This is a genomic window from Kosakonia sp. YIM B13571 (assembly GCF_042788095.1).
Classification (GTDB): domain Bacteria; phylum Pseudomonadota; class Gammaproteobacteria; order Enterobacterales; family Enterobacteriaceae; genus Kosakonia; species Kosakonia quasisacchari.
In genome coordinates this window covers 444,024-463,900 of sequence record NZ_JBHZPL010000001.1, presented here as the reverse complement: position 1 = coordinate 463,900, position 19,877 = coordinate 444,024, and the positions used below count along the sequence as shown (strand labels likewise).

General features: G+C 55.4%; 21 protein-coding genes. 9 read left to right on the top strand and 12 right to left on the bottom strand.

Annotated features, from left to right (window positions below):
- Positions 1 to 2: 2 nt before the first annotated feature.
- The 6 genes from galT to modE form a co-directional block, all read right to left on the bottom strand.
- Entirely contained in the window at positions 3 to 1,049 is a 1,047-nt protein-coding gene (gene galT / locus ACFX4O_RS02195) for a galactose-1-phosphate uridylyltransferase (RefSeq protein WP_380206982.1), read from the bottom strand.
- A 10-nt stretch (positions 1,050 to 1,059) separates the two neighbouring features.
- A complete protein-coding gene (gene galE / locus ACFX4O_RS02190) occupies positions 1,060 to 2,076 on the bottom strand; it encodes a UDP-glucose 4-epimerase GalE (RefSeq protein WP_131406322.1) in 1,017 nt (338 codons plus the stop codon).
- 216 nt (positions 2,077 to 2,292) lie between these two features.
- Entirely contained in the window at positions 2,293 to 2,988 is a 696-nt protein-coding gene (locus ACFX4O_RS02185) for a site-2 protease family protein (RefSeq protein WP_380206981.1), read from the bottom strand.
- 3 nt (positions 2,989 to 2,991) lie between these two features.
- On the bottom strand, positions 2,992 to 3,912 hold the full coding sequence (locus ACFX4O_RS02180) for a DUF2167 domain-containing protein (protein ID WP_380207625.1): 921 nt from the start codon (positions 3,910 to 3,912) through the stop codon (positions 2,992 to 2,994).
- Between the two features lie 175 nt (positions 3,913 to 4,087).
- Positions 4,088 to 5,557 carry a molybdate ABC transporter ATP-binding protein ModF gene (gene modF / locus ACFX4O_RS02175; protein WP_380206980.1) on the bottom strand — a complete coding sequence of 490 codons (1,470 nt, stop codon included), beginning with the start codon at positions 5,555 to 5,557 and terminating at the stop codon, positions 4,088 to 4,090.
- 67 nt (positions 5,558 to 5,624) lie between these two features.
- Entirely contained in the window at positions 5,625 to 6,413 is a 789-nt protein-coding gene (modE, locus tag ACFX4O_RS02170; RefSeq protein WP_380206978.1) for a molybdenum-dependent transcriptional regulator, read from the bottom strand.
- 164 nt (positions 6,414 to 6,577) lie between these two features.
- Between modE and ACFX4O_RS02165 the strand changes: the two genes are divergently transcribed.
- The 4 genes from ACFX4O_RS02165 (at position 6,578) to modC (ending at position 9,433) form a co-directional block, all read left to right on the top strand.
- Positions 6,578 to 6,727 carry an AcrZ family multidrug efflux pump-associated protein gene (locus tag ACFX4O_RS02165; RefSeq protein ID WP_017455971.1) on the top strand — a complete coding sequence of 50 codons (150 nt, stop codon included), beginning with the start codon at positions 6,578 to 6,580 and terminating at the stop codon, positions 6,725 to 6,727.
- A 181-nt stretch (positions 6,728 to 6,908) separates the two neighbouring features.
- Positions 6,909 to 7,682, top strand: a complete 774-nt coding sequence (gene modA / locus ACFX4O_RS02160) for a molybdate ABC transporter substrate-binding protein (RefSeq protein WP_380206975.1) — start codon at positions 6,909 to 6,911, stop codon at positions 7,680 to 7,682.
- The gene (gene modB, locus ACFX4O_RS02155) at positions 7,682 to 8,371 is read left to right on the top strand and encodes a molybdate ABC transporter permease subunit (protein WP_131406326.1); all 690 of its coding nucleotides are present in this window, start codon (positions 7,682 to 7,684) and stop codon (positions 8,369 to 8,371) included. Before modA ends, modB begins: the two co-directional genes overlap by 1 nt.
- Positions 8,372 to 8,374: 3 nt before the next feature.
- On the top strand, positions 8,375 to 9,433 hold the full coding sequence (modC, locus tag ACFX4O_RS02150; protein WP_131406327.1) for a molybdenum ABC transporter ATP-binding protein ModC: 1,059 nt from the start codon (positions 8,375 to 8,377) through the stop codon (positions 9,431 to 9,433).
- 112 nt (positions 9,434 to 9,545) lie between these two features.
- Here modC and ACFX4O_RS02145 read toward each other — a convergent pair whose 3' ends face one another.
- Positions 9,546 to 10,364 (bottom strand): pyridoxal phosphatase, encoded by an 819-nt coding sequence (locus ACFX4O_RS02145; protein WP_380206973.1) that lies wholly within the window; start codon positions 10,362 to 10,364, stop codon positions 9,546 to 9,548.
- A 156-nt stretch (positions 10,365 to 10,520) separates the two neighbouring features.
- On the opposite strand from ACFX4O_RS02145, the gene pgl reads away from it, so the two are divergent.
- Complete coding sequence (pgl, locus tag ACFX4O_RS02140) at positions 10,521 to 11,516, top strand: 6-phosphogluconolactonase (RefSeq protein WP_380206971.1); 996 nt, start codon at positions 10,521 to 10,523, stop codon at positions 11,514 to 11,516.
- Between the two features lie 61 nt (positions 11,517 to 11,577).
- On the opposite strand, the gene ACFX4O_RS02135 is transcribed toward pgl, so the two are convergent.
- The 3 genes from ACFX4O_RS02135 to bioA all read right to left on the bottom strand — a co-directional run bounded on the left by ACFX4O_RS02135 (position 11,578) and on the right by bioA (position 14,798).
- Positions 11,578 to 12,861: a putative acyl-CoA thioester hydrolase gene (locus ACFX4O_RS02135; RefSeq protein WP_380206969.1), complete on the bottom strand. Its 1,284-nt coding sequence runs from the start codon at positions 12,859 to 12,861 to the stop codon at positions 11,578 to 11,580.
- Between the two features lie 113 nt (positions 12,862 to 12,974).
- Entirely contained in the window at positions 12,975 to 13,451 is a 477-nt protein-coding gene (locus tag ACFX4O_RS02130) for a kinase inhibitor (protein WP_380206967.1), read from the bottom strand.
- A gap of 60 nt (positions 13,452 to 13,511) precedes the next feature.
- The gene (bioA, locus tag ACFX4O_RS02125) at positions 13,512 to 14,798 is read right to left on the bottom strand and encodes an adenosylmethionine--8-amino-7-oxononanoate transaminase (RefSeq protein ID WP_380206965.1); all 1,287 of its coding nucleotides are present in this window, start codon (positions 14,796 to 14,798) and stop codon (positions 13,512 to 13,514) included.
- A gap of 86 nt (positions 14,799 to 14,884) precedes the next feature.
- On the opposite strand from bioA, the gene bioB reads away from it, so the two are divergent.
- From bioB to bioD, 4 genes are read left to right on the top strand one after another with little or no spacing between them, the layout of a single operon-like run.
- Complete coding sequence (bioB, locus tag ACFX4O_RS02120) at positions 14,885 to 15,925, top strand: biotin synthase BioB (protein ID WP_131406333.1); 1,041 nt, start codon at positions 14,885 to 14,887, stop codon at positions 15,923 to 15,925.
- Positions 15,922 to 17,076 carry an 8-amino-7-oxononanoate synthase gene (bioF, locus tag ACFX4O_RS02115; protein WP_380206962.1) on the top strand — a complete coding sequence of 385 codons (1,155 nt, stop codon included), beginning with the start codon at positions 15,922 to 15,924 and terminating at the stop codon, positions 17,074 to 17,076. The genes bioB and bioF overlap by 4 nt, the downstream gene beginning before the upstream one ends.
- Positions 17,063 to 17,812 (top strand): malonyl-ACP O-methyltransferase BioC, encoded by a 750-nt coding sequence (gene bioC, locus ACFX4O_RS02110; protein WP_380206960.1) that lies wholly within the window; start codon positions 17,063 to 17,065, stop codon positions 17,810 to 17,812. Before bioF ends, bioC begins: the two co-directional genes overlap by 14 nt.
- Positions 17,805 to 18,527 (top strand): dethiobiotin synthase, encoded by a 723-nt coding sequence (gene bioD, locus ACFX4O_RS02105; RefSeq protein ID WP_380206958.1) that lies wholly within the window; start codon positions 17,805 to 17,807, stop codon positions 18,525 to 18,527. Before bioC ends, bioD begins: the two co-directional genes overlap by 8 nt.
- Here the strand turns inward: bioD and ACFX4O_RS02100 are convergent.
- Complete coding sequence (locus ACFX4O_RS02100) at positions 18,469 to 19,191, bottom strand: ABC transporter ATP-binding protein (RefSeq protein ID WP_131406337.1); 723 nt, start codon at positions 19,189 to 19,191, stop codon at positions 18,469 to 18,471. The genes bioD and ACFX4O_RS02100 overlap by 59 nt on opposite strands.
- Positions 19,154 to 19,531 carry a hypothetical protein gene (locus tag ACFX4O_RS02095; protein WP_380206956.1) on the bottom strand — a complete coding sequence of 126 codons (378 nt, stop codon included), beginning with the start codon at positions 19,529 to 19,531 and terminating at the stop codon, positions 19,154 to 19,156. Before ACFX4O_RS02095 ends, ACFX4O_RS02100 begins: the two co-directional genes overlap by 38 nt.
- Positions 19,532 to 19,877 lie beyond the last annotated feature (346 nt).

Genomic DNA, 19,877 nt, shown 5'->3' with positions numbered 1-19,877 from the left:
TGTTATTCTCCGGATTCGCGAAAATGGATATCACTGACTGCGCGCAGGCGTTCTGCGGCTTGCTCTGCCGTCAGGTCACGCTGGGTTTCGGCCAGCATTTCATAGCCGACCATAAATTTACGCACCGTGGCGGAACGCAGCAGCGGCGGGTAGAAATGCGCGTGCAGTTGCCAGTGGTCATTCTCTTCACCGTTAAACGGTGCGCCGTGCCAGCCCATCGAGTAGGGAAACGAGCACTGGAACAAGTTGTCATAACGGCTGGTTAGTTTTTTCAATGCCAGCGCTAAATCGTGGCGCTGTTCATCGCTTAAATCAGTAATGCGTTGCATATGCGCTTTCGGCAGCAGTAAGGTTTCAAACGGCCATGCCGCCCAGTAGGGAACCACTGCCAGCCAGTGGTCGGTTTCTACTACGGTACGGCTGCCATCGTTCAGCTCGCGCTTTGCATAGTCCAGCAGCATCGGGGACTGATACTGCGCGAAATAGTCGCGTTGCAGACGGTCTTCACGATCGACTTCATTTGGCAGGAAGCTGTTGGCCCAAACTTGTCCATGCGGGTGCGGGTTGGAACACCCCATGGCCGCACCTTTGTTTTCAAATACCTGTACCCACGGATACTGCTGACCCAGCTCGGCGGTTTGCTGTTGCCAGGTTTTTACAACTGATTCCAGCGCATTGACGCTTAGTTCCGGCAGCGTTTTGCTGTGATCCGGCGAGAAACAAATCACCCGGCTGGTGCCGCGCGCACTCTGGCTGCGCATCAGCGGATCATCGCTAACCGGCGCATCCGGCGTGTCGGTCATCAACGCGGCAAAATCGTTGGTGAACACATATGTGCTGGTGTAATCCGGGTTTTTATCTCCGGTTACGCGGGTATTGCCTGGGCAGAGGAAACAGTCCGGATCGTGTGCCGGCAGGGTTTGTTTCGCAGGCGTTTCTTGCGCCCCTTGCCAGGGGCGTTTTGCGCGGTGCGGAGAAACCAGGATCCACTGGCCGGTCAGCGGGTTGTAACGGCGATGCGGGTGATCGACCGGATTAAATTGCGTCATTACCATTCCTTTAATCGGGATAGCCCTGCGGGTGGCGTGACTGCCAGCGCCAGGTATCTTCTGCCATTTCGTCAAGTGTACGGGTTACGCGCCAGTTCAGCTCTTTATCGGCTTTGCTGGAATCGGCCCAGTAGGCCGGGAGATCGCCTTCGCGGCGCGGTGCGTAGTGCCAGGCCACCGGTTTGCCGCAAGCTTTACTGAAGGCGTTTACCACATCCAGCACGCTGCTGCCGACGCCCGCGCCGAGATTGTAAATATGCACGCCCGGTTTACCGGCCAGTTGTTGCATGGCGGCTACATGGCCGTCTGCCAGATCCATCACGTGGATGTAATCACGCACGCCGGTGCCATCTGGCGTTGGGTAATCGCTACCGAAAATAGCCAGCGAATCGCGGCGACCCACTGCAACCTGGGCGATATACGGCATCAGGTTGTTCGGGATGCCCTGCGGATCTTCACCCATATCGCCTGACGGATGTGCGCCAACCGGGTTGAAGTAACGCAGCAGCGCAATGCTCCACTCCGGCTGCGCTTTTTGCAGGTCGGTGAGGATCTGTTCCACCATCAGTTTGCTTTTGCCGTACGGGCTTTGCGGCGTGCCAGTCGGGAAGCTTTCCACATAAGGAATTTTTGGCTGATCGCCGTAAACAGTGGCGGAGGAGCTGAAAATGAAGTTTTTAACATTCGCTCCGCGCATGGCGTTAATCAGGCGCAGTGTGCCGTTCACATTGTTGTCGTAATACTCCAGCGGTTTCGCCACGGATTCGCCGACGGCTTTCAGCCCGGCGAAGTGAATCACCGCTTCAATGGCGTGATCGTGCAGGATCTCTGCGAGCAGCGCTTCATCGCGAATGTCGCCTTCGACAAACAGCGCAGCTTTTCCGCCAAAGCGCTCGATCTCATTGAGCACGCTGCGCTTACTGTTACAGAGATTGTCGAGGATGATAACGTCGTGGCCGTTTTGCAGCAGTTGGACGCAGGTATGACTTCCAATGTAACCGCTACCACCTGTAACCAGAACTCGCATAATTCCCTCCATAAAGCATTTGATATGAATAAACCTTAGCATAACAGAGAGGTGAAAACTGTGACATGGGATAAATTAGTGGAATCGTTTACACTCAATTTTCTGCTAGCCGGTTTGTGGGGTAAACGCCAGAAAAACCCCGCAATAGCGGGGTTCGTCCGACGCAAGTAAAAAGTCTTAAAATGGTGTCACTGCGGTGCAGCAACGCAGGCGGCGTCAGCGAAAGCCGGATAACGCCTCGTGGAGGTTATAAGTCATCAGGGAGAGCCAGGCAATCAGCCCAAAGTACAAAAGCGTATATTCCAGACGTTTGCCAGGGGTCAGCGTGTCGATATTTGGTTGATCATGGCGCCGCGCCCAGATTTGCGATGCCGCAAGAAAGCACACCAGCAGTAACAGCGGGCTCGGGTGAAGGTAAAAGAAACCTAACAGTACAGGAATGCCTAAATACCAGATCTTGCGCGAGATGGCGACCGTAATGCGCCCGCCATCCAGCGGCGGCACGGGGATCAAGTTAAACAGATTAAGCACAAAACCTGAATAGGCCACCGCCATCAGCAGTGAACTGTGGAAATACTCTGCCAGATAGTAGCACCCCAGGGCGGCCAGTGAGCCGAGCAGCGGGCCGGCAACGCCGACCCAGGCTTCGGTTTCCGCATCTGGTAGCTCATCTTTCAACGCGATCCATGCACCCACGAAGGGGATAAACATCGGTAATCCCGTTGCTAACCCGCGTTGACGCGCCGCCAGATAGTGCCCCAGCTCATGGCAAAACAGCAGCACCACAAACCCTGTCGCATAAGGCCAGCCGAAGGCAAGCGCATAGGTTGCAATCGACAGCAGCATGGTGGCCCCGGAAAGAAAAAACTTCCCGAGGCTTGCTCCTTTAAGCAGCATTAAGAGCATGCTCATGGTTTACTCGGCTTTTTTGCGAAACAGCATTTTTTTCAGACCCATACCGAATGCTGCTACGGCTATCAGACCCAGTTTCCAGAATTTCAGCAACGTCACACCGATAAGTGCCAGCAAGCCCAATTTTTTCGCCGCCAGGCCGCCAATCAGCGCTGCCAGGCCATATTCGGCAATCTTGTCGGTAGAGGCATTAAAGTCGCTGTATTTTTTGCCGTCGTTAAAGCTCACGGCATCGAGTAACGTTTTGGCGAGCGGTTTTTCCTGCTCAACGGTGCCGCGATCGGTCACCAGGTTTAATGACAGATAACCTTCGCGACCCAGCAGGTAAGTGTTGTAGTTAACCCCCTGGTCTTTTTCCGGCACGTTGCTGCCAATATCGCGGATAGCCGCAGACCAAATCAAGCGGTGCGAGGCCGCCTCGTAGGTGGGTTTTTCTACCCAACCCAATACTTCAATTGGCGGGATACCTTTTTCGCTACGCTCTTTATTGCCCGCTTTAGTCCCTTCCTGCAAATTACTCAGCAGTTCGTCGGCATCCCAGTCTTTGGCATCGTCATCTTTGATATAACCGGCGCCGGCATATTCAATAGAAACAAAGCCAGAAATATCATTGCTAAATACCAGACCATAAAATGAGTTGTTATCAACATGGTTACCCAGCGCGCGCATAAATACCGCTGCCTGTTGTGGCGGAATATAGGCGAAGCCTTCCGGTAGGTTCAGGATCGCCTGATTACCAAGATCAATTTTATGCGGGCCGTGAATGCTGGCTCGCTGCATATTTTCAACGGCTTGTTTTAATTGTGTTTCCTGCCCGGAAGCGGGTGTTTGCGCACTCTCATCGGCGAAAGCGACACTGCACAAACCCAGTAACAGCGCCGCAGCCAGAGAAACGGCGCGAGTCATGCGGAAGAATTGATTCATCATAGTCCCGTAATTTTTTACCCGGCGTCCATCGACGGGCTTTTTTCTTGCCATAACAAAAACTGGCCGCCGACAATTTTATGTTGCCAACTGACCAGTCAGAGATCGTTATTATGTTGCTTATTTAAAACGGGGCTATTACATCATATCCGGCTAAATTGAATCATCCCCCTAATTATTGTGGTGCAAGTTCATAGCGATAGCCGTCGCCTTCTGGCACAAATTCCAGGCGATGAGTAATACAAGCGGGCGCGTCTCCAGCATGGTGCGAAACAAATAAAAGTTGGGTTTCGCCTTCGCTAATTAATACATCAACAAAGCGGCGAATAAGCTGGCGGTTTAAAGGATCAAGACCTTGTAACGGTTCATCAAGAATGAGCAGCGTCGGATGCTTGACCAGCGCACGTACAATCAGCGCCAGCCGCTGCTGACCCCAGGAGAGGCTGCTAAACGGCGCGTCGGCGGTACGTGCATCGAAACCTAAAATATCCAGCCAGCGCTGTGCCAGTTTGTGTTGTTTGTCCGATACCGCCTGGTAAATGCCAATCGAGTCGAAATAACCAGAGAGGATGACGTTACGTACGTTGGTGCTGACGCGGTAATCCAGATGCAGGCTGCTGCTGACATAGCCAATATGCTTTTTGATATCCCAGATGGTTTCACCGCTGCCGCGACGACGACCAAACAATGTTAAATCGTTGCTGTAGCCTTGCGGATGATCGCCGGTTATCAGGCTCAGCAGGGTGGATTTGCCCGCGCCGTTCGGGCCGACGATTTGCCAGTGCTCGCCAGGGTTTACCGTCCATGAAAGGTGGTCGATTATTGGCCGGTCGTTATAGGAGACAACGCCATCGTTCAGCACGATAAGCGGCGCATCTGCGCTCAATGTTTCGCGCGCAGGGGGCGCGTCGGGTTCTGGTAATGCGATACCGGATAATTTTTCGCTGTGGGCCAATTGGGCGATCAGCGCCTGTTGCAGCAGCGCGGATTTTTCTCCGGTTTCCGTGAGCACGCAATCCACCAGAACCCCGGCGTGCTGCACGAAATCCGGGATCTCATCAAAGCGATTTAGCACCAGCACTAATGTATAGCCATCGGCATTGAGGCGCGCGAGTAACTCTGCCAGTTGCTGGCGTGAGTGAACGTCAAGCCCGTCGAAAGGTTCATCAAGGATCAGTAAATCCGGTTCGGCCATCAGGGCTTGGCACAGCAGCGTTTTGCGGGTTTCGCCGGTCGAGAGGTATTTAAAGCGCCTCTCCAGCAGATGCGAGATGCCAAACTGCGCCGCCAGTTGCGCACAGCGCTGCGCGTCTTGCACCTCATCCTGAATAATCTCGGCGGTGGTACGCCCGGTATCCTCTTCATCGGGGCTGAGCATATCGGTGTTATTGCGTTGCCACTCGTCGATGACCAGCTTTTGCAACTGTTCGAAAGAGAGGCGGGTGAGGCGGGTAAACTGGCACTGGCGTTCACCTTTCAGTAAGGTCAACTCCCCCGCCAGTGCGCGAGCCAGTGCCGACTTGCCGCTGCCATTCGCGCCGACAAAAGCCCAACTTTCGCCAGCGCGTAGCGCCAAGTGTTCAATGTGCAACGTGCGGGTGTCGCTAAGACGAAACGTACCTTGCGAAATTTGCAATGATAACATTATGTATCCCATTTTTTGCAGCGTAGAAACTCAGGGATACGTGCAATGCGTTAGCTTGTCAATGCCATCAGCATAACGTGGCGATAATCACGCGATCGGCATTAAAATATGCGGTCACTTCGCTCTGTTCCTGCAAATTATCCATCTTCTGGGTTGGCACGGTGGCGCATAGGAGTTGGCCGTCCGGCAGCGTCATCAGTACTTCGCTTTGCTGCTCGCCGCGCTCGATATGGCTGATGCGCCCGGTAAGCTGGTTATCCGCCTGCGCAGCATTTTTGGCATCCTGCGTGATATTCACCCATGGCGCTTTCAGCAGCACCAGCACCTCTTTACCTTCATCAAGGCCCAGGCGTTCGCCGCTTTGCGCGGTAATAGCGACTTTGAGGCGGGTTTCGCCGTCCGCCAGCAGCACGTCGACATGTTGCTGCACATGGTTGTGGTCGCGCGCTGTGATGGTGCCAAACCACTGATTGCGCGCGCTGGTCTGCAACGAGAAACGCGAAATCGCCGCCAGCAGGCTGTTTAACGGCAGGGCGTCATCGTCACTTAGCACGTCAAAGGCTTTTTGCTGGATTTGTGCCAGCAGATCGTAAAGCTGAATCAGGCGTTGCCCATAGCGCGTCACCACCGCACCGCCGCCGCCTTTACCGCCTGTTGCGCGGTCAACCAGCGTTTGTTCGCTGAGTTGGTTCATCTCATTAATGGCATCCCAGGCGCTTTTATAACTGATGCCTGCGTTCTTCGCGCCCTGGCTGATAGAGCCGGTTTCAACAATCTGCTTGAGCAGGGCGATCCGGCGCGGATCGGCAAAAAGGCGCTGCTGGAGTTTGAGTGTGAGGAGAATTTCAGCCTGCATTACGCAATGTCCTGGCAAAAGAACTATTGTGAATGAAAACCGTCACTAAGCCTAGCCTGATGCCGGTGAATGCGCGTAAAGCTGCGAGGTCAATCGCACAAAAGGCGAGTGTTTTTCACCTGAATCAGGCTAGAATGCCCCGTTCACATTTTCTGGAGACGACTATGTTTGAGTTGTTGAAAAGCCTGGTGTTTGCCGTCGTCATGGTGCCTGTCGTGATGGCGATTATCCTGGGGCTGATTTATGGCCTGGGTGAAGTGTTTAACGTGTTTTCCGGCGTCGGTCGCCGCGACCAAAGCCGTCAGCAACGCTGATCCTCTCTTGCAAACGCCCGCTTTCGCGGGCGTTTATCTGTCAGATATTCAAGATTTCGCCACTTCCTGCCGATATATTTATATAGGTTGCTAATTCTTGATGGGTATTACCTAACTGCTGAGAATCTCTGGTAATATCGTTATGTTTTTTTATATATAACGATACTCACAGGAGTTACAAATGGCACGTACATGGTTACGCCTTTTTGCAGGGGCAACATTAACGCTTTCCGTTGCCGGGCATGCTCTGGCTGATGAAAGTAAAATTACCGTTTTTGCAGCAGCGTCACTGACCAATGCGATGCAGGATATCGCGGCGGCCTATAAAAAAGAGAAAAATGTCGAGGTGGTTTCCTCGTTTGCCTCTTCTTCTACACTGGCGCGCCAGATTGAAGCGGGGGCGCCTGCGGATCTGTTCATTTCTGCCGATCAGAAATGGATGGATTACGCGGTAGAGAAAAAATCTATCGATACCGCCACCCGCGCAACACTGCTCGGTAACAGCCTGGTGGTTGTGGCACCCAAAAGCAGTGCGCAGGGCGATATCGTCATTAATGCTAAAACCGACTGGAACAGTCTGCTGAACGGCGGACGTCTGGCCGTTGGCGACCCGGAACATGTTCCGGCGGGGATTTATGCCAAAGAAGCATTGACCAAACTGGGCGCATGGGAAATCCTGTCGCCGAAGCTGGCTCCGGCGGAGGATGTGCGCGGTGCGCTGGCGTTAGTGGAACGCAGCGAAGCGCCGCTCGGCATTGTCTACGGCTCTGACGCGGTTGCCAGTAAAGGGGTGAAAGTGGTCGGGACCTTCCCGGAAGATTCACACCAAAAAGTTGAGTACCCGCTGGCTATTATCGAGGGCCATAAAAACGCGACGGTAACGGCGTTTTATGACTACCTGAAAGGCCCGCAGGCTTCTGAAATCTTTAAACGTTACGGATTTACAACGCACTAATGATATTGACGGATCCCGAATGGCAGGCGGTATTGCTGAGCCTGAAAGTCTCATCCCTGGCAGTGGTCTTCAGTTTGCCATTTGGGATCTTCTTTGCCTGGCTGCTGGTGCGTTGCACATTTCCGGGCAAAGCGCTGCTCGACAGTTTGTTGCACCTGCCGCTGGTGCTGCCGCCGGTGGTGGTGGGGTATTTGTTGCTGGTGGCGATGGGGCGACGCGGTTTCATTGGTCAGTGGCTGTATGACTGGTTTGGCATCACCTTCGCCTTTAGCTGGCGCGGCGCGGTATTGGCAGCAGCGGTGATGTCGTTCCCGCTGATGGTGCGCGCCATTCGTCTGGCGCTGGAAGGCGTTGACACCAAACTGGAGCAGGCGGCGCGCACGTTAGGTGCCGGGCGCTGGCGCGTTTTTCTCACCATCACGTTACCGCTTACCTTGCCGGGGATTATCGTCGGCACCGTTTTAGCCTTTGCCCGTTCACTGGGCGAATTCGGCGCGACGATCACCTTCGTTTCCAATATTCCGGGCGAAACCCGCACCATTCCCTCTGCGATGTACACCTTGATTCAGACGCCCGGCGGTGAAGGCGCGGCGGCGCGGTTATGTATTATCTCAATTGTGCTGGCACTGGTTTCGCTGCTGGTTTCCGAATGGCTGGCCCGTATTAGCCGCGAAAGGACAGGGAGGTAAGTTATGCTGGAGCTTAATTTCACCCAGACGCTGGGTACGCATCGCTTACACATTGCTGAAACACTGCCTGCCAGCGGCATCACCGCGATTTTTGGCGTTTCGGGGGCCGGTAAAACCTCGTTAATTAATGCGATTGGCGGTCTGACACACCCGCAGCAGGGGCGGATTGCGCTGAATAATCGCGTGCTGTTTGATACCGAAAGCAAAATTTGCCTGCCGCCGGAGAAGCGGCGTGTCGGCTATGTTTTCCAGGATGCGCGGCTGTTTCCCCATTACAAAGTGCGCGGCAACCTGCGTTACGGCATGGCTAAATCAATGGCTGGCCAGTTCGATAAGCTGGTGGCGTTACTCGGTATTGAACCGTTGCTCGATCGCTTACCCGGCGGGCTTTCCGGCGGGGAGAAACAACGTGTAGCTATTGGCCGTGCGTTGTTAACCGCGCCAGAATTGATGTTGCTGGATGAACCGCTGGCGTCGCTGGATATCCCTCGTAAGCGCGAACTGCTGCCGTACCTGCAACGGCTGGCGCAGGAGATCAATATCCCGATGCTGTACGTCAGCCACTCCCTGGATGAAATCCTGCATCTGGCGGATAAAGTAATGGTGCTGGAGGCGGGAGAAGTGAAGGCCTTCGGTAGCCTGGAAGATGTCTGGGGTAGCCGTGTGATGAATCCGTGGTTGCCCGCAGAGCAGCAAAGTAGCGTGTTGAAAGTGGTGGTGCTGGAGCACCATCCGCACTATGCGATGACGGCGCTGGCGCTGGGCGACCAGCATATCTGGGTCAACAAAGTCGATCTGCCGCTGCAAAGCGCGCTGCGGATCCGTATTCAGGCAACGGATGTTTCACTGGTGCTGCAGCCGCCAATGAATACCAGTATCCGTAATATTCTGCGTGCGAAAGTGGCACAGTGCTTTGATGTCGATGGTCAGGTGGAAGTACAACTGGAAGTGGGCAGCCGCACGTTATGGGCGCGTATCAGTCCGTGGGCCAGAGATGAGCTAGCCGTGAAACCGGGTCAATGGCTTTATGCGCAAATCAAGAGCGTATCGATAACTTCGTGATTGTCCGGGATATAAATGCGCGCAGCCAGGCAAATTCATCTTCCTGCGGTCAATCCCTAAGCCCCTGCGTAAGGGGCTAAACCTGAACCATCGGGCAAATCTGAACGGGCGTTTATAGCAGCTCTTGGTAGATAAATTTCGCGATGCTGTCGACGGTGTTATCGCCAATTACCACGTTGGCATGGGCTTTTACCGCGTCGTCGGCATTACCCATCGCCACGCCAATACCGGCGGCTTCTAGCATGCTGATATCGTTATAGTTATCCCCAAATGCCACCACGTCCCTCATCGATAATCCCTGTGACGCCACCCATTCGCTCAGACGTCTGCCTTTGCTGTTGCCCGCACGGGCGATATCCACCTGGTCATGCCATGACCACTCGCACTCCAGCCCCAGCGTTTGTTCCACGTGGTGGGCAAAATTTTTCAGTTTCTGCGTGTCTTCATCGGTGAGCGCGAATTTCCAGATAGACTCAACTTCCTGCGCCGCTGTGCGCAGAGACGTCACTTGCTGGAAGACCGGGCGCTGCTCTGGCGGCAACTGTTGCGCCCAGGTGTTGGTGCGTTCAACATGACCGGTTGGTTTTTCATACAGCATGGCGTTGTCGACGTACATCAGGCCGTGAACTGCGTGCTCATCAAGCAGTGTGATTAACTGCTGGGCTTGTGAAACCGGCAATGGATCGGCGCTTAACACTTTTTTTGCATGATAATCATACAAATAAGTGCCATTACAGCAAATTGCAGGTGTATCCAGCGCCAGTGCCTGATAAAAAGGATGGATGGCAACATGATGTCGACCGGTCACGATAATGAGTTGATGTCCGGCGGCTTTTGCGCGAGCCAGCGCTTCAAGGGATGAGGGCAGAAGCGTTTTTTTCGGGGTCAGTAGCGTACCGTCTAAATCCAGTGCAATCACGCGCGAAGTCATATCGTATTCCGTGGTCGATGTTGAAATTCAAATGTCCGGGGATGGTACACCGGGTCAACGGATGCGCAAAATCTCCGGGTAAAATTCAGCATCAACCAACAAAAGCAGCTATCCTGGTTACTTAATGCAAAAAAGAATTAGAGGAAAGGAGCGTTCATGAAACAAACCGTTTATACCGCCAGCCCGGAAAGTCAGCAGATCCACGTCTGGCGCTTGAACTCTGAAGGTAGCCTGACGCTTGTCCAGGTGGTGGATGTTCCCGGCCAAGTACAGCCGATGGTCGTTAGCCCGGATAAACGTTACCTCTATGTCGGGGTTCGCCCTGAATTTCGCGTTCTCGCGTATCGTATTGCGCCGGATGATGGTGCCCTGACTTTCGCTGCGGAATCTCCGTTGCCGGGCAGCCCGACGCATATTTCGACCGATCGCAGCGGGCGCTTCCTGTTCAGCGCATCCTACAACGCGGGCAGTGTGAGTGTCGTCCGTCTGGACGACGGTCTGCCGGTCGGGATTGTTGATGTGGTGGAAGGGCTGGAAGGGTGCCACTCGGCGAATATCTCCCCGGACAACCGCACCCTGTGGACACCGGCACTGAAACAGGATCGCATCTGCCTGTTTACGCTGGCCGATGACGGCAACCTGACGGCGCAGGATCCCGCTGAAGTTACAACTGTTGAGGGCGCTGGCCCGCGTCATATGGCGTTTCATCCGAACCAGCGTTTCGCCTACTGCGTCAATGAGCTCAACGGTTCAGTGGATGTCTGGCAGCTCAGCGACGCGCACGGTAACATCGAGTGTGTGCAGACGCTGGATATGATGCCTGCGGATTTCAGCGACACGCGCTGGGCGGCGGATATTCACATTACGCCGGATGGTCGTCACCTGTACACCTGTGATCGCACCGCCAGCCTTATCACCGTGTTCAGCGTTTCTGAAGATGGCAGCGTACTGTCTATCGAAGGCTTCCAGCCGACAGAAACGCAGCCGCGCGGCTTCAATATCGATAATCGCGGTCAATACCTGATTGCCGCCGGGCAGAAATCGCACCACATTGCGGTGTATGAGATTGGCGGCGAGCAAGGTTTGCTGACCGAAAAATTCCGCTATGCGGTAGGTCAGGGGCCAATGTGGGTAGTGGTTAACGCCTTCTGATGCTGCATTTCGCGCATAAAAAAACCTCGCCGCGGCGAGGTTTTTTATTGTCAAGAGCGGCTTATTTCTTCGGGATCGCCACAACCTGGCTGCCAACGCCGCGGTTGTTGAACTCCCACATGCGGTTGAACTGCGGGTTGTTCAGCTCGCGCTGCACGTTGCCTTTATCGTCAACGGCTCCGGTGTTACCGGCGTAAGCACGACCAGAAACGGCGGCATCGGCCCACGGTTTCGCCACGTTAAAACCTTCGTTGATCACGCTATCGCGGATCACTACCTGGCCGTTGGTGTTGCCATCAACGTCCAGTGAACGGCCGAGCTGTGCCACACCGTTACCGGCGGCGTTAAAGCGGCTGTTCACGGCGAGGAAACCGTAATAAAGGTTAGACAGGGTCGCCGGTGCGAACACGTAACCTTCCTGCTGGGTGCGCGAGTTCACTACGCGGAAATCAGTGTTATCAAACACCACCGCGCCGCGACCAGCCACGATATCAACATCGCCTTCAAGGTAGCTGTTAGTCACCAGCGTGCGGGTCTGACGATCGGTGCGCAGGGTGTTATCCACGCCGCTGTTGGTCACAAAGAAGGTGTTCTGGCGGCCCAGAATATTAACGTTGTTGATCTGCACTTTATCGCCATCGCTGCGCAGCGCCACTGCCTGGTGATTGCCCGCGTCAACGCTGTCGCCCAGCGTATTTTCGATGGTCAGGTTTTGCAGTTGCAGGCCATTGTTCTGTGACCAGAATACTGCCGAGCACATCACACCAACGGTGGCAGTACGTTTGCTCTGGCAGTTATCGAACATATACCACGCTGGTTTGCCCGGCATGTATTTGCCCGACGGATTGACCAGACGACGCCAGCTGTTCGGGTCCATTTCGGCGTCGATGGCCTGTTTGATTTTCACATCCAGCGCTTTCTCGCCGGTACCGTAAATGGTCACACTGCCCGACGCAGCAGGCACGTACACGGTACCTTCATATTCACCCGGCATCACCGCGATGTACTGACGATCGCTGGCGTGTTTATTGATCGCCGCGTCTACCGCTGCCTGAATGGTGGTGTGCGTCACACCCGGCGTACCGGCCGGGCCGACCACGAAGTTCGCTTTTTCCGGCAGACGAATGGAGACCGGTTTCCATGCCGCGCTATCTGGCGTCATGGCGGTAAAATAGCGGTCCGCTACAAAGTTTTTCGCTTCACCTGCGCTGAGGATTGGGCGCGCGGCGGTGCCAGGCGCTTTCTGTTCAGACGGACGTTCCGCCGGCGGAGTTGAGCTACAGGCGGTCAGTGTCACGCCAAAAGCGAGCGCCAGCGCCAGACGGGAAACCGATGATGTGTTCAAGGGGAGCTCCAGACTATGCAAAAGTTGAAAGAGGACTTCAAAGCCTGCTTTTTTATACTAAGTTGAGCGAAACGGGAAGCCGATTTGTACAATCGGCTGTAAATCCCATCTTTTTAGCTAAAAAGAGCGGTGATCGCGGCGCTGGATAGCGTATGGAAGTGGACATTAAAACCGACCATCGCGCCGCTGGCGTTTTCATCGACCTCAATTTGCTCCACATCCAGGGCATACACGGTAAAGATATAGCGGTGGGTTTCGCCTTTCGGCGGTGCTGCGCCGCCATAACCAGCTTTGCCGAAATCGGTGCGCGTCTGCACCGTGCCATCCGGTAATGCCGCCAGGCCGGAACCTGCGCCTTGCGGCAGAACGCGCGTATCGGCGGGAAGGTTCGCTACTACCCAGTGCCACCAGCCGGAGCCGGTCGGCGCGTCCGGATCGTAGCAGGTTACGACAAAACTTTTGGTTCCGGCAGGAACCTCATCCCACGCCAGATGCGGGGAGATATTGTCGCCATCGTAGCCCATGCCGTTGAACACATGGCGATGGGGCAGTTTTTCGCCGTCGCGTAAATCATGGCTGACCAGCTTCATATGCACTCCTGTTTCTGCTTTTTATGCGTGCGGGAAGTGTAGCCGATCCCCGGCAAAACCTCAGGCAAAAAGGTCATCGCGCAGCACGGCAGCATTGACGGCGCGGGTCAAACGGGAGAGCTGCTCCGGGGTGATGATATACGGCGGCATCAGGTAGATCAGGCGACCAAATGGGCGAATCCACACGCCTTGTTCAACAAAGAAGCGTTGTAGCGCGGCCATATTGACTGGCGAGCGGGTTTCCACCACGCCGATGGCCCCCAGCACGCGCACGTCGGCAACATTGACCGCGTCGCGCGCGGGAGCCAACTCCGCGTTTAACTGTGCTTCAATCGCTGCCACCTGCGTTTGCCACGCGCCGCTTTGCAAAATCCCGAGACTGGCGTTGGCGGCCGCGCAGGCCAGCGGATTGCCCATAAATGTTGGCCCGTGCATAAAGCAGCCCGCTTCACCGTTGCTGATAGTTTCTGCCACGTTGCGTGTGGTGAGCGTTGCCGAAAGCGTCATCGTGCCGCCGGTCAAGGCTTTGCCAAGGCACAGAATGTCCGGGGCGATCCCGGCATGTTCGCAGGCAAACAGCTTGCCGGTGCGGCCAAAACCGGTGGCAATTTCATCGGCAATCAGCAAGATGCCTTCCCGATCGCACATCTTACGGATGCGCTTCAGCCATTCCGGGTGGTAGATGCGCATGCCGCCCGCGCCCTGCACGACAGGCTCTAAAATCACTGCGGCAATGTCATGGCGATGGGCCGCCATCAGCCGCGCGAAAGCCACCATGTCGTGCTCGTCCCACTCGCCGTCAAAACGGCTTTGCGGCGCGGGTGCAAATAGGTTTTCCGGCAAATAGCCTTTCCACAGGCTGTGCATGGAGTTATCCGGATCGCAGACCGACATCGCGCCAAACGTGTCGCCGTGATAGCCGTTACGGAAGGTGAGAAAACGTTGCCGTGACTCGCCTTTCGCCTGCCAGTATTGCAGCGCCATTTTCATCGCCACTTCGACCGCAACTGAACCGGAGTCTGCCAGAAAGACGCACTCCAGCGGTTCCGGTGTCATCGCGACCAGCTTGCGGCACAGGTCGATTGCCGGTTGGTGGGTGATGCCGCCAAACATCACATGAGACACCGCGTCGATTTGCGCTTTCATCGCTGCGTTAATGTCCGGGTGCCCGTAGCCGTGGATCGCAGCCCACCAGGAGGACATGCCGTCCACCAGGTGTTCGCCGCTGCTGAGTATCAGTTCGCAACCCTGTGCGGACTGTACCGGGTAAACGGGCAACGGGGAGGTCATCGAGGTGTAAGGGTGCCAGATATGTCGCGTGTCAAAGGCGAGATCGTCCAGGGTCATAATCGACTTGTAAACCAAATTAAAAAGTTTTAGGTTTACAAGTCTACACTGAATAACGATTTTACAACACCCTTTGGAGACGCCCGATGGCTCACCACGCACGCTGGACAATGTCGCAAGTGACTGCGCTATTTGAAAAACCTTTCCTTGAACTGCTGTTTGAAGCGCAGCAGGTACATCGCCAACACTTCGATCCGCGCCAGGTTCAGGTCAGCACGTTGCTGTCGATTAAAACCGGTGCCTGCCCGGAAGATTGTAAATACTGCCCGCAGAGTGCGCGCTATAAAACCGGGCTGGAGTCCGAACGGTTAATGGAAGTTGAACAAGTGCTGGAGTCTGCCCGCCAGGCGAAGCGCGCGGGATCGACGCGTTTTTGCATGGGCGCGGCGTGGAAAAACCCGCACGATCGCGATATGCCCTACCTCGAAAAAATGGTCGAAGGGGTGAAAGCGATGGGGCTGGAAGCCTGCATGACGCTGGGCACACTCAACGAAAACCAGGCGCAGCGGCTGGCTTCCGCCGGGCTTGATTACTACAACCACAACCTCGATACCTCACCGGAATTTTACGGCAACATCATCACCACCCGCACCTATCAGGAGCGCCTCGACACGCTCGATAAAGTGCGCGACGCGGGGATTAAAGTCTGCTCCGGCGGGATTGTCGGTCTTGGCGAAACGGTCAACGATCGCGCCGGTCTGTTATTGCAACTGGCGAACCTGCCGACACCGCCGGAAAGCGTGCCGATCAATATGCTGGTCAAAGTGAAAGGGACGCCGCTGGCGGATAACGAGGATGTCGACGCCTTTGATTTTATCCGCACTATTGCTGTTGCGCGCATCATGATGCCGACCTCGCATGTGCGTCTTTCTGCCGGACGCGAGCAGATGAATGAGCAAACTCAGGCGATGTGCTTTATGGCTGGGGCGAACTCCATATTCTACGGCTGCAAACTGCTTACCACGCCGAACCCGGAAGAGGATAAAGATCTGCAACTGTTCCGTAAGCTTGGCCTGAACCCGCAGCAGACCGCGGTGCAAAACGGCGACAATGAACAGCAACAGCAGATAGAGCAACAACTGTTGCACGCCGATACCGACCAGTATTACAACGCGGCAGCCGTATGAGCTGGCAGCAGCGCATAGACACCGCTCTGAGTGAACGCCGCGCGGCGGATGCGCTGCGCAGAAGGCAAACCGTCACGCAGGGCGCGGGGCGCTGGCTTACGCTTGGCGAGCAGCGCTTTTGCAACTTCTCCAGTAATGATTACCTCGGTTTAAGCCAGCATCCCGCCGTGATCCGCGCCTGGCAACAGGGCGCGGAGCGTTATGGCGTGGGCAGCGGCGGTTCCGGGCATGTGAGTGGTTATACCACCGCGCACCAGGCGCTGGAGGAGGAACTGGCCGACTGGCTCGGTTACTCGCGTGCGTTGCTATTTATCTCTGGCTTTGCCGCCAATCAGGCGGTGATTGCTGCGCTGACGGGCAAAGAAGACCGGATTGTCGCTGACAAATTAAGCCACGCATCGCTGCTGGAGGCCGCCAGCCACAGTCAGGCACAACTGCGACGTTTCGCGCATAACGATGCCGGGCAACTGACCACGCTGCTGGCAAAACCGCTTGCCGGGCAGCAACTGGTGGTTACCGAGGGCATTTTCAGTATGGATGGCGACAGCGCACCGCTGGCGGTCATTGCTGATGCCTCGCGGGAAGCACAGGCCTGGTTGATGGTGGATGATGCGCACGGCATTGGTGTGTCCGGCGAGCAAGGGCGCGGCAGTTGTCACTTACACGGCATCAAGCCGGAGGTGCTGGTGGTGACCTTCGGCAAAGGTTTTGGCGTCAGCGGTGCGGCGGTGTTGTGCAGCAACACGGTAGCGGATTACCTGCTGCAATTTGCCCGCCATCTGATTTACAGCACCTCAATGCCCCCGGCGCAGGCCGTGGCGCTGGGGGCGGCATTGCAGGTTATTCGTAGCGACGACGGTAATGCGCGGCGTGAAAAGCTGGCGGCGCTGATTGCCCATTTTCGCCACGGCGTGGCACATCAGGCCGTGACGATGACCGATTCCTCCAGCGCAATTCAACCGCTGATTGTCGGCGAGAATAGCCGCGCACTGTGGCTGGCAGAACGCTTGCGCCAGCGCGGCTGTTGGGTGACTGCCATTCGCCCGCCCACCGTACCGCCGGGCACGGCACGTTTGCGCCTGACGCTGACCGCAGAGCACCAGTTCGACGATATCGACCGCTTGCTGGAGGCCTTGCATGACAGTGAATAAACAGGCGGTCGCCGCTGCTTTTGGCCGCGCGGCGAAGAGTTACGCTCAGCACGACGAATTGCAGCGCCGAAGCACCGATCTGCTGTTATCCAGGTTGGGCGCTGTCACGCCCGCTCAGGTGCTGGACGCCGGTTGTGGACCCGGCACGATGAGCCGCTACTGGCGCGGGCAGGGCAGTGAGGTAACGGCGTTGGATCTCTCAGTGAATATGCTTGATGAAGCGCGCCGCCAGCACAGTGCCCAGCGCTATGTCCGTGGTGACATTGAAGCCATGCCGCTGGCGGATGCGCAATTTTCGCTGGTCTGGAGCAACCTGGCGGTGCAGTGGTGTGATGATTTGCGCCAGGCTATCGGGGAGATGTATCGCGTCACCCAGCCCGGCGGTTGTGTTGCTTTTACGACACTGGTCGCGGCCTCGCTGCCGGAGCTGAACGAAGCGTGGCGCGCGATTGATGACCATCCGCACGCCAACCGTTTCTTAACTTTGCCCACAATCGAGCAGGCGTTACGTGGCTGGCGTCTGCGCAGTGGGGTTGAAACGATAACCTTGCATTTTGACGATGCCACCGCCGCACTGCGCTCGCTAAAAGGTATTGGCGCAACACATTTACATGCGGGCAGGCAGCAGGGGCTGACTCGCGGCAAACTGCAACGCTTGCAGCTGGCCTGGCCGCAGCAGCAGGGCAAATACCCGCTGACATACCATCTTTTTTGGGGAGTTGTTGTCCGTGATTGAACGTTATTTTGTGACCGGTACGGATACGGAAGTTGGGAAAACAGTCGCCAGTTGTGCGCTGTTGCAAGCGGCGAACCTACGCGGTTTACGCAGCGCGGGGTATAAACCGGTGGCTTCCGGGAGTGAGATGACCGCAGAGGGGCTGCGCAACAGCGATGCACTGGCGCTGCAGCACCACAGCAGCCTGCCGATGGCGTATAAAACCGTTAATCCGTATACCTTTGCAGAACCGACATCACCGCATATTGTCAGTGCCGATGTGGGTGAACCGATTGATGTGCAGGTGATGTCTGCCGGGCTGCGCGCGCTGGAAACGCAGGCGGAGTGGCTGCTGGTTGAAGGTGCGGGAGGCTGGTTTACACCGCTTTCCGAGACGTTCACCTTCGCCGATTGGGTGGCGCAGGAACAGCTACCGGTGATTCTGGTGGTCGGGGTGAAACTCGGTTGTATTAACCATGCCATGCTAACCGCGCAAGCGGTGCGCCAGGCGGGGTTACGGCTGGCGGGGTGGATTGCCAACGATGTGGTGCTGCCGGGTAAGCGGCACCAGGAGTATCTGGCAACGCTTCGGCGCGTGATGCAGGCTCCGCTGATTGGCGAAATTCCCTGGTTTGCCCACGCACCGGAAAAAGAAAAAACGGGTCATTATCTTGATCTCAGCGTCCTGACTCCGACGTCATCCATTTTGAAAGCAACGGATCATCAAGTTGTTTAACATCGCCCTGCGCGACATTGCGCCCACGGTGCAGCAGACAGAAACGGTCGGCGACCCGGCGAATAAATGACAAGTGCTGTTCAGCCAGCAGAATGGTCATGCCAAACTCCTGGTTGAGCCGCACGATCAAATTCCCCAGTTTGTGAATAAAGGCCTGACCCAGACCGCGGGTCGGCTCATCCAGGATCAACAGCCGTGGGTGCGTAACCAGCGCTCGCGCCATCGCCAACTGTTGTTGATTATCCTCTGATAGCTCCGCGCCACGTACCTGGCGCAGCTCATACAGTTCCGGGAACAAATCGTAAATATCCCGGCGCACTGCGCTGCCCGGTTCACTTCCGGCGCGCATGGCGACATGCAGATTTTCCTCAATGGTGAGTTGCGAAAAAATCCGCCTGTCCTGCGGCACATAGCTGATGCCGATGGCGCTGCGATGTTCGGCTTGCAAAGAGAGCAGGTCGCGCGGCGGAGCGCCCGCGTCCTGCCAAATCATGCTACCGCTTTCAATCGGCAAATAGCCGGTGATGCAATTCACCAGTGTCGTTTTGCCCATGCCTGGCAACCCAATAACTGATGTGCAGACCCCGGGGGATAAATCGAGGTCGACATTCCACAATGTATGCTGATTACCGTAATACTGATTTACTGCGCGTAAGCTCAACATTGTCCGCTCCTTGTTTCGGATCTGATGACCAAGATGATTCTGCAAAAGGCTTGCCAGAACATAAAAAAGGCTTTTTTTTCGGATGCCGCTGAGAAAAGTGGCTTTTAAAACGCGAGGAGGGAAGAAGCCAGGTAAAAATTCTGCACTTTGCCAGTGCTTGCAGTGTTGAGTTGTGGTGCAGTAATGGCCGGATCTGTGAGAACGATCTCATGCGGATCCTGCGTTTCGTTTGCTGATAATTATCAAAAAGAAATGATAAAAAATTTTTAGCGGCACCTGCCTGGGACAAAATGGGATTTGGCGGGAAGGCGAGGTGTCCGGCCTGGCGGCAGTTATCCACTATTCCTGTGGATAACCTTGTGTATTAGAGTTAGAAAACATGCGGCAAGCGAGAAAGGACGCGGGTTGCGCCTGAATTGGTGTTAAACACGTCTTTTTGAAATTATATCTAATAATCAAAAGGTTATATAAAAGCAATGCCTGTAAGAAAAGTGTCACTCGCTGCCACAAAACTTTCAAAGGCTCGCTTGACAAATGTTAAAAGAGGAAAAATTTTGGGGATAACCTGAAAGGGTTGGTGTTTTATCTTGTCCGCGCTGAAATTTGAGGGGAGAAGCGACGCCCTAACGGGGAGTAGAACAGATTGCCTATTTCGCTACTGTTTTTTCATCCAGTGTTATTTATTG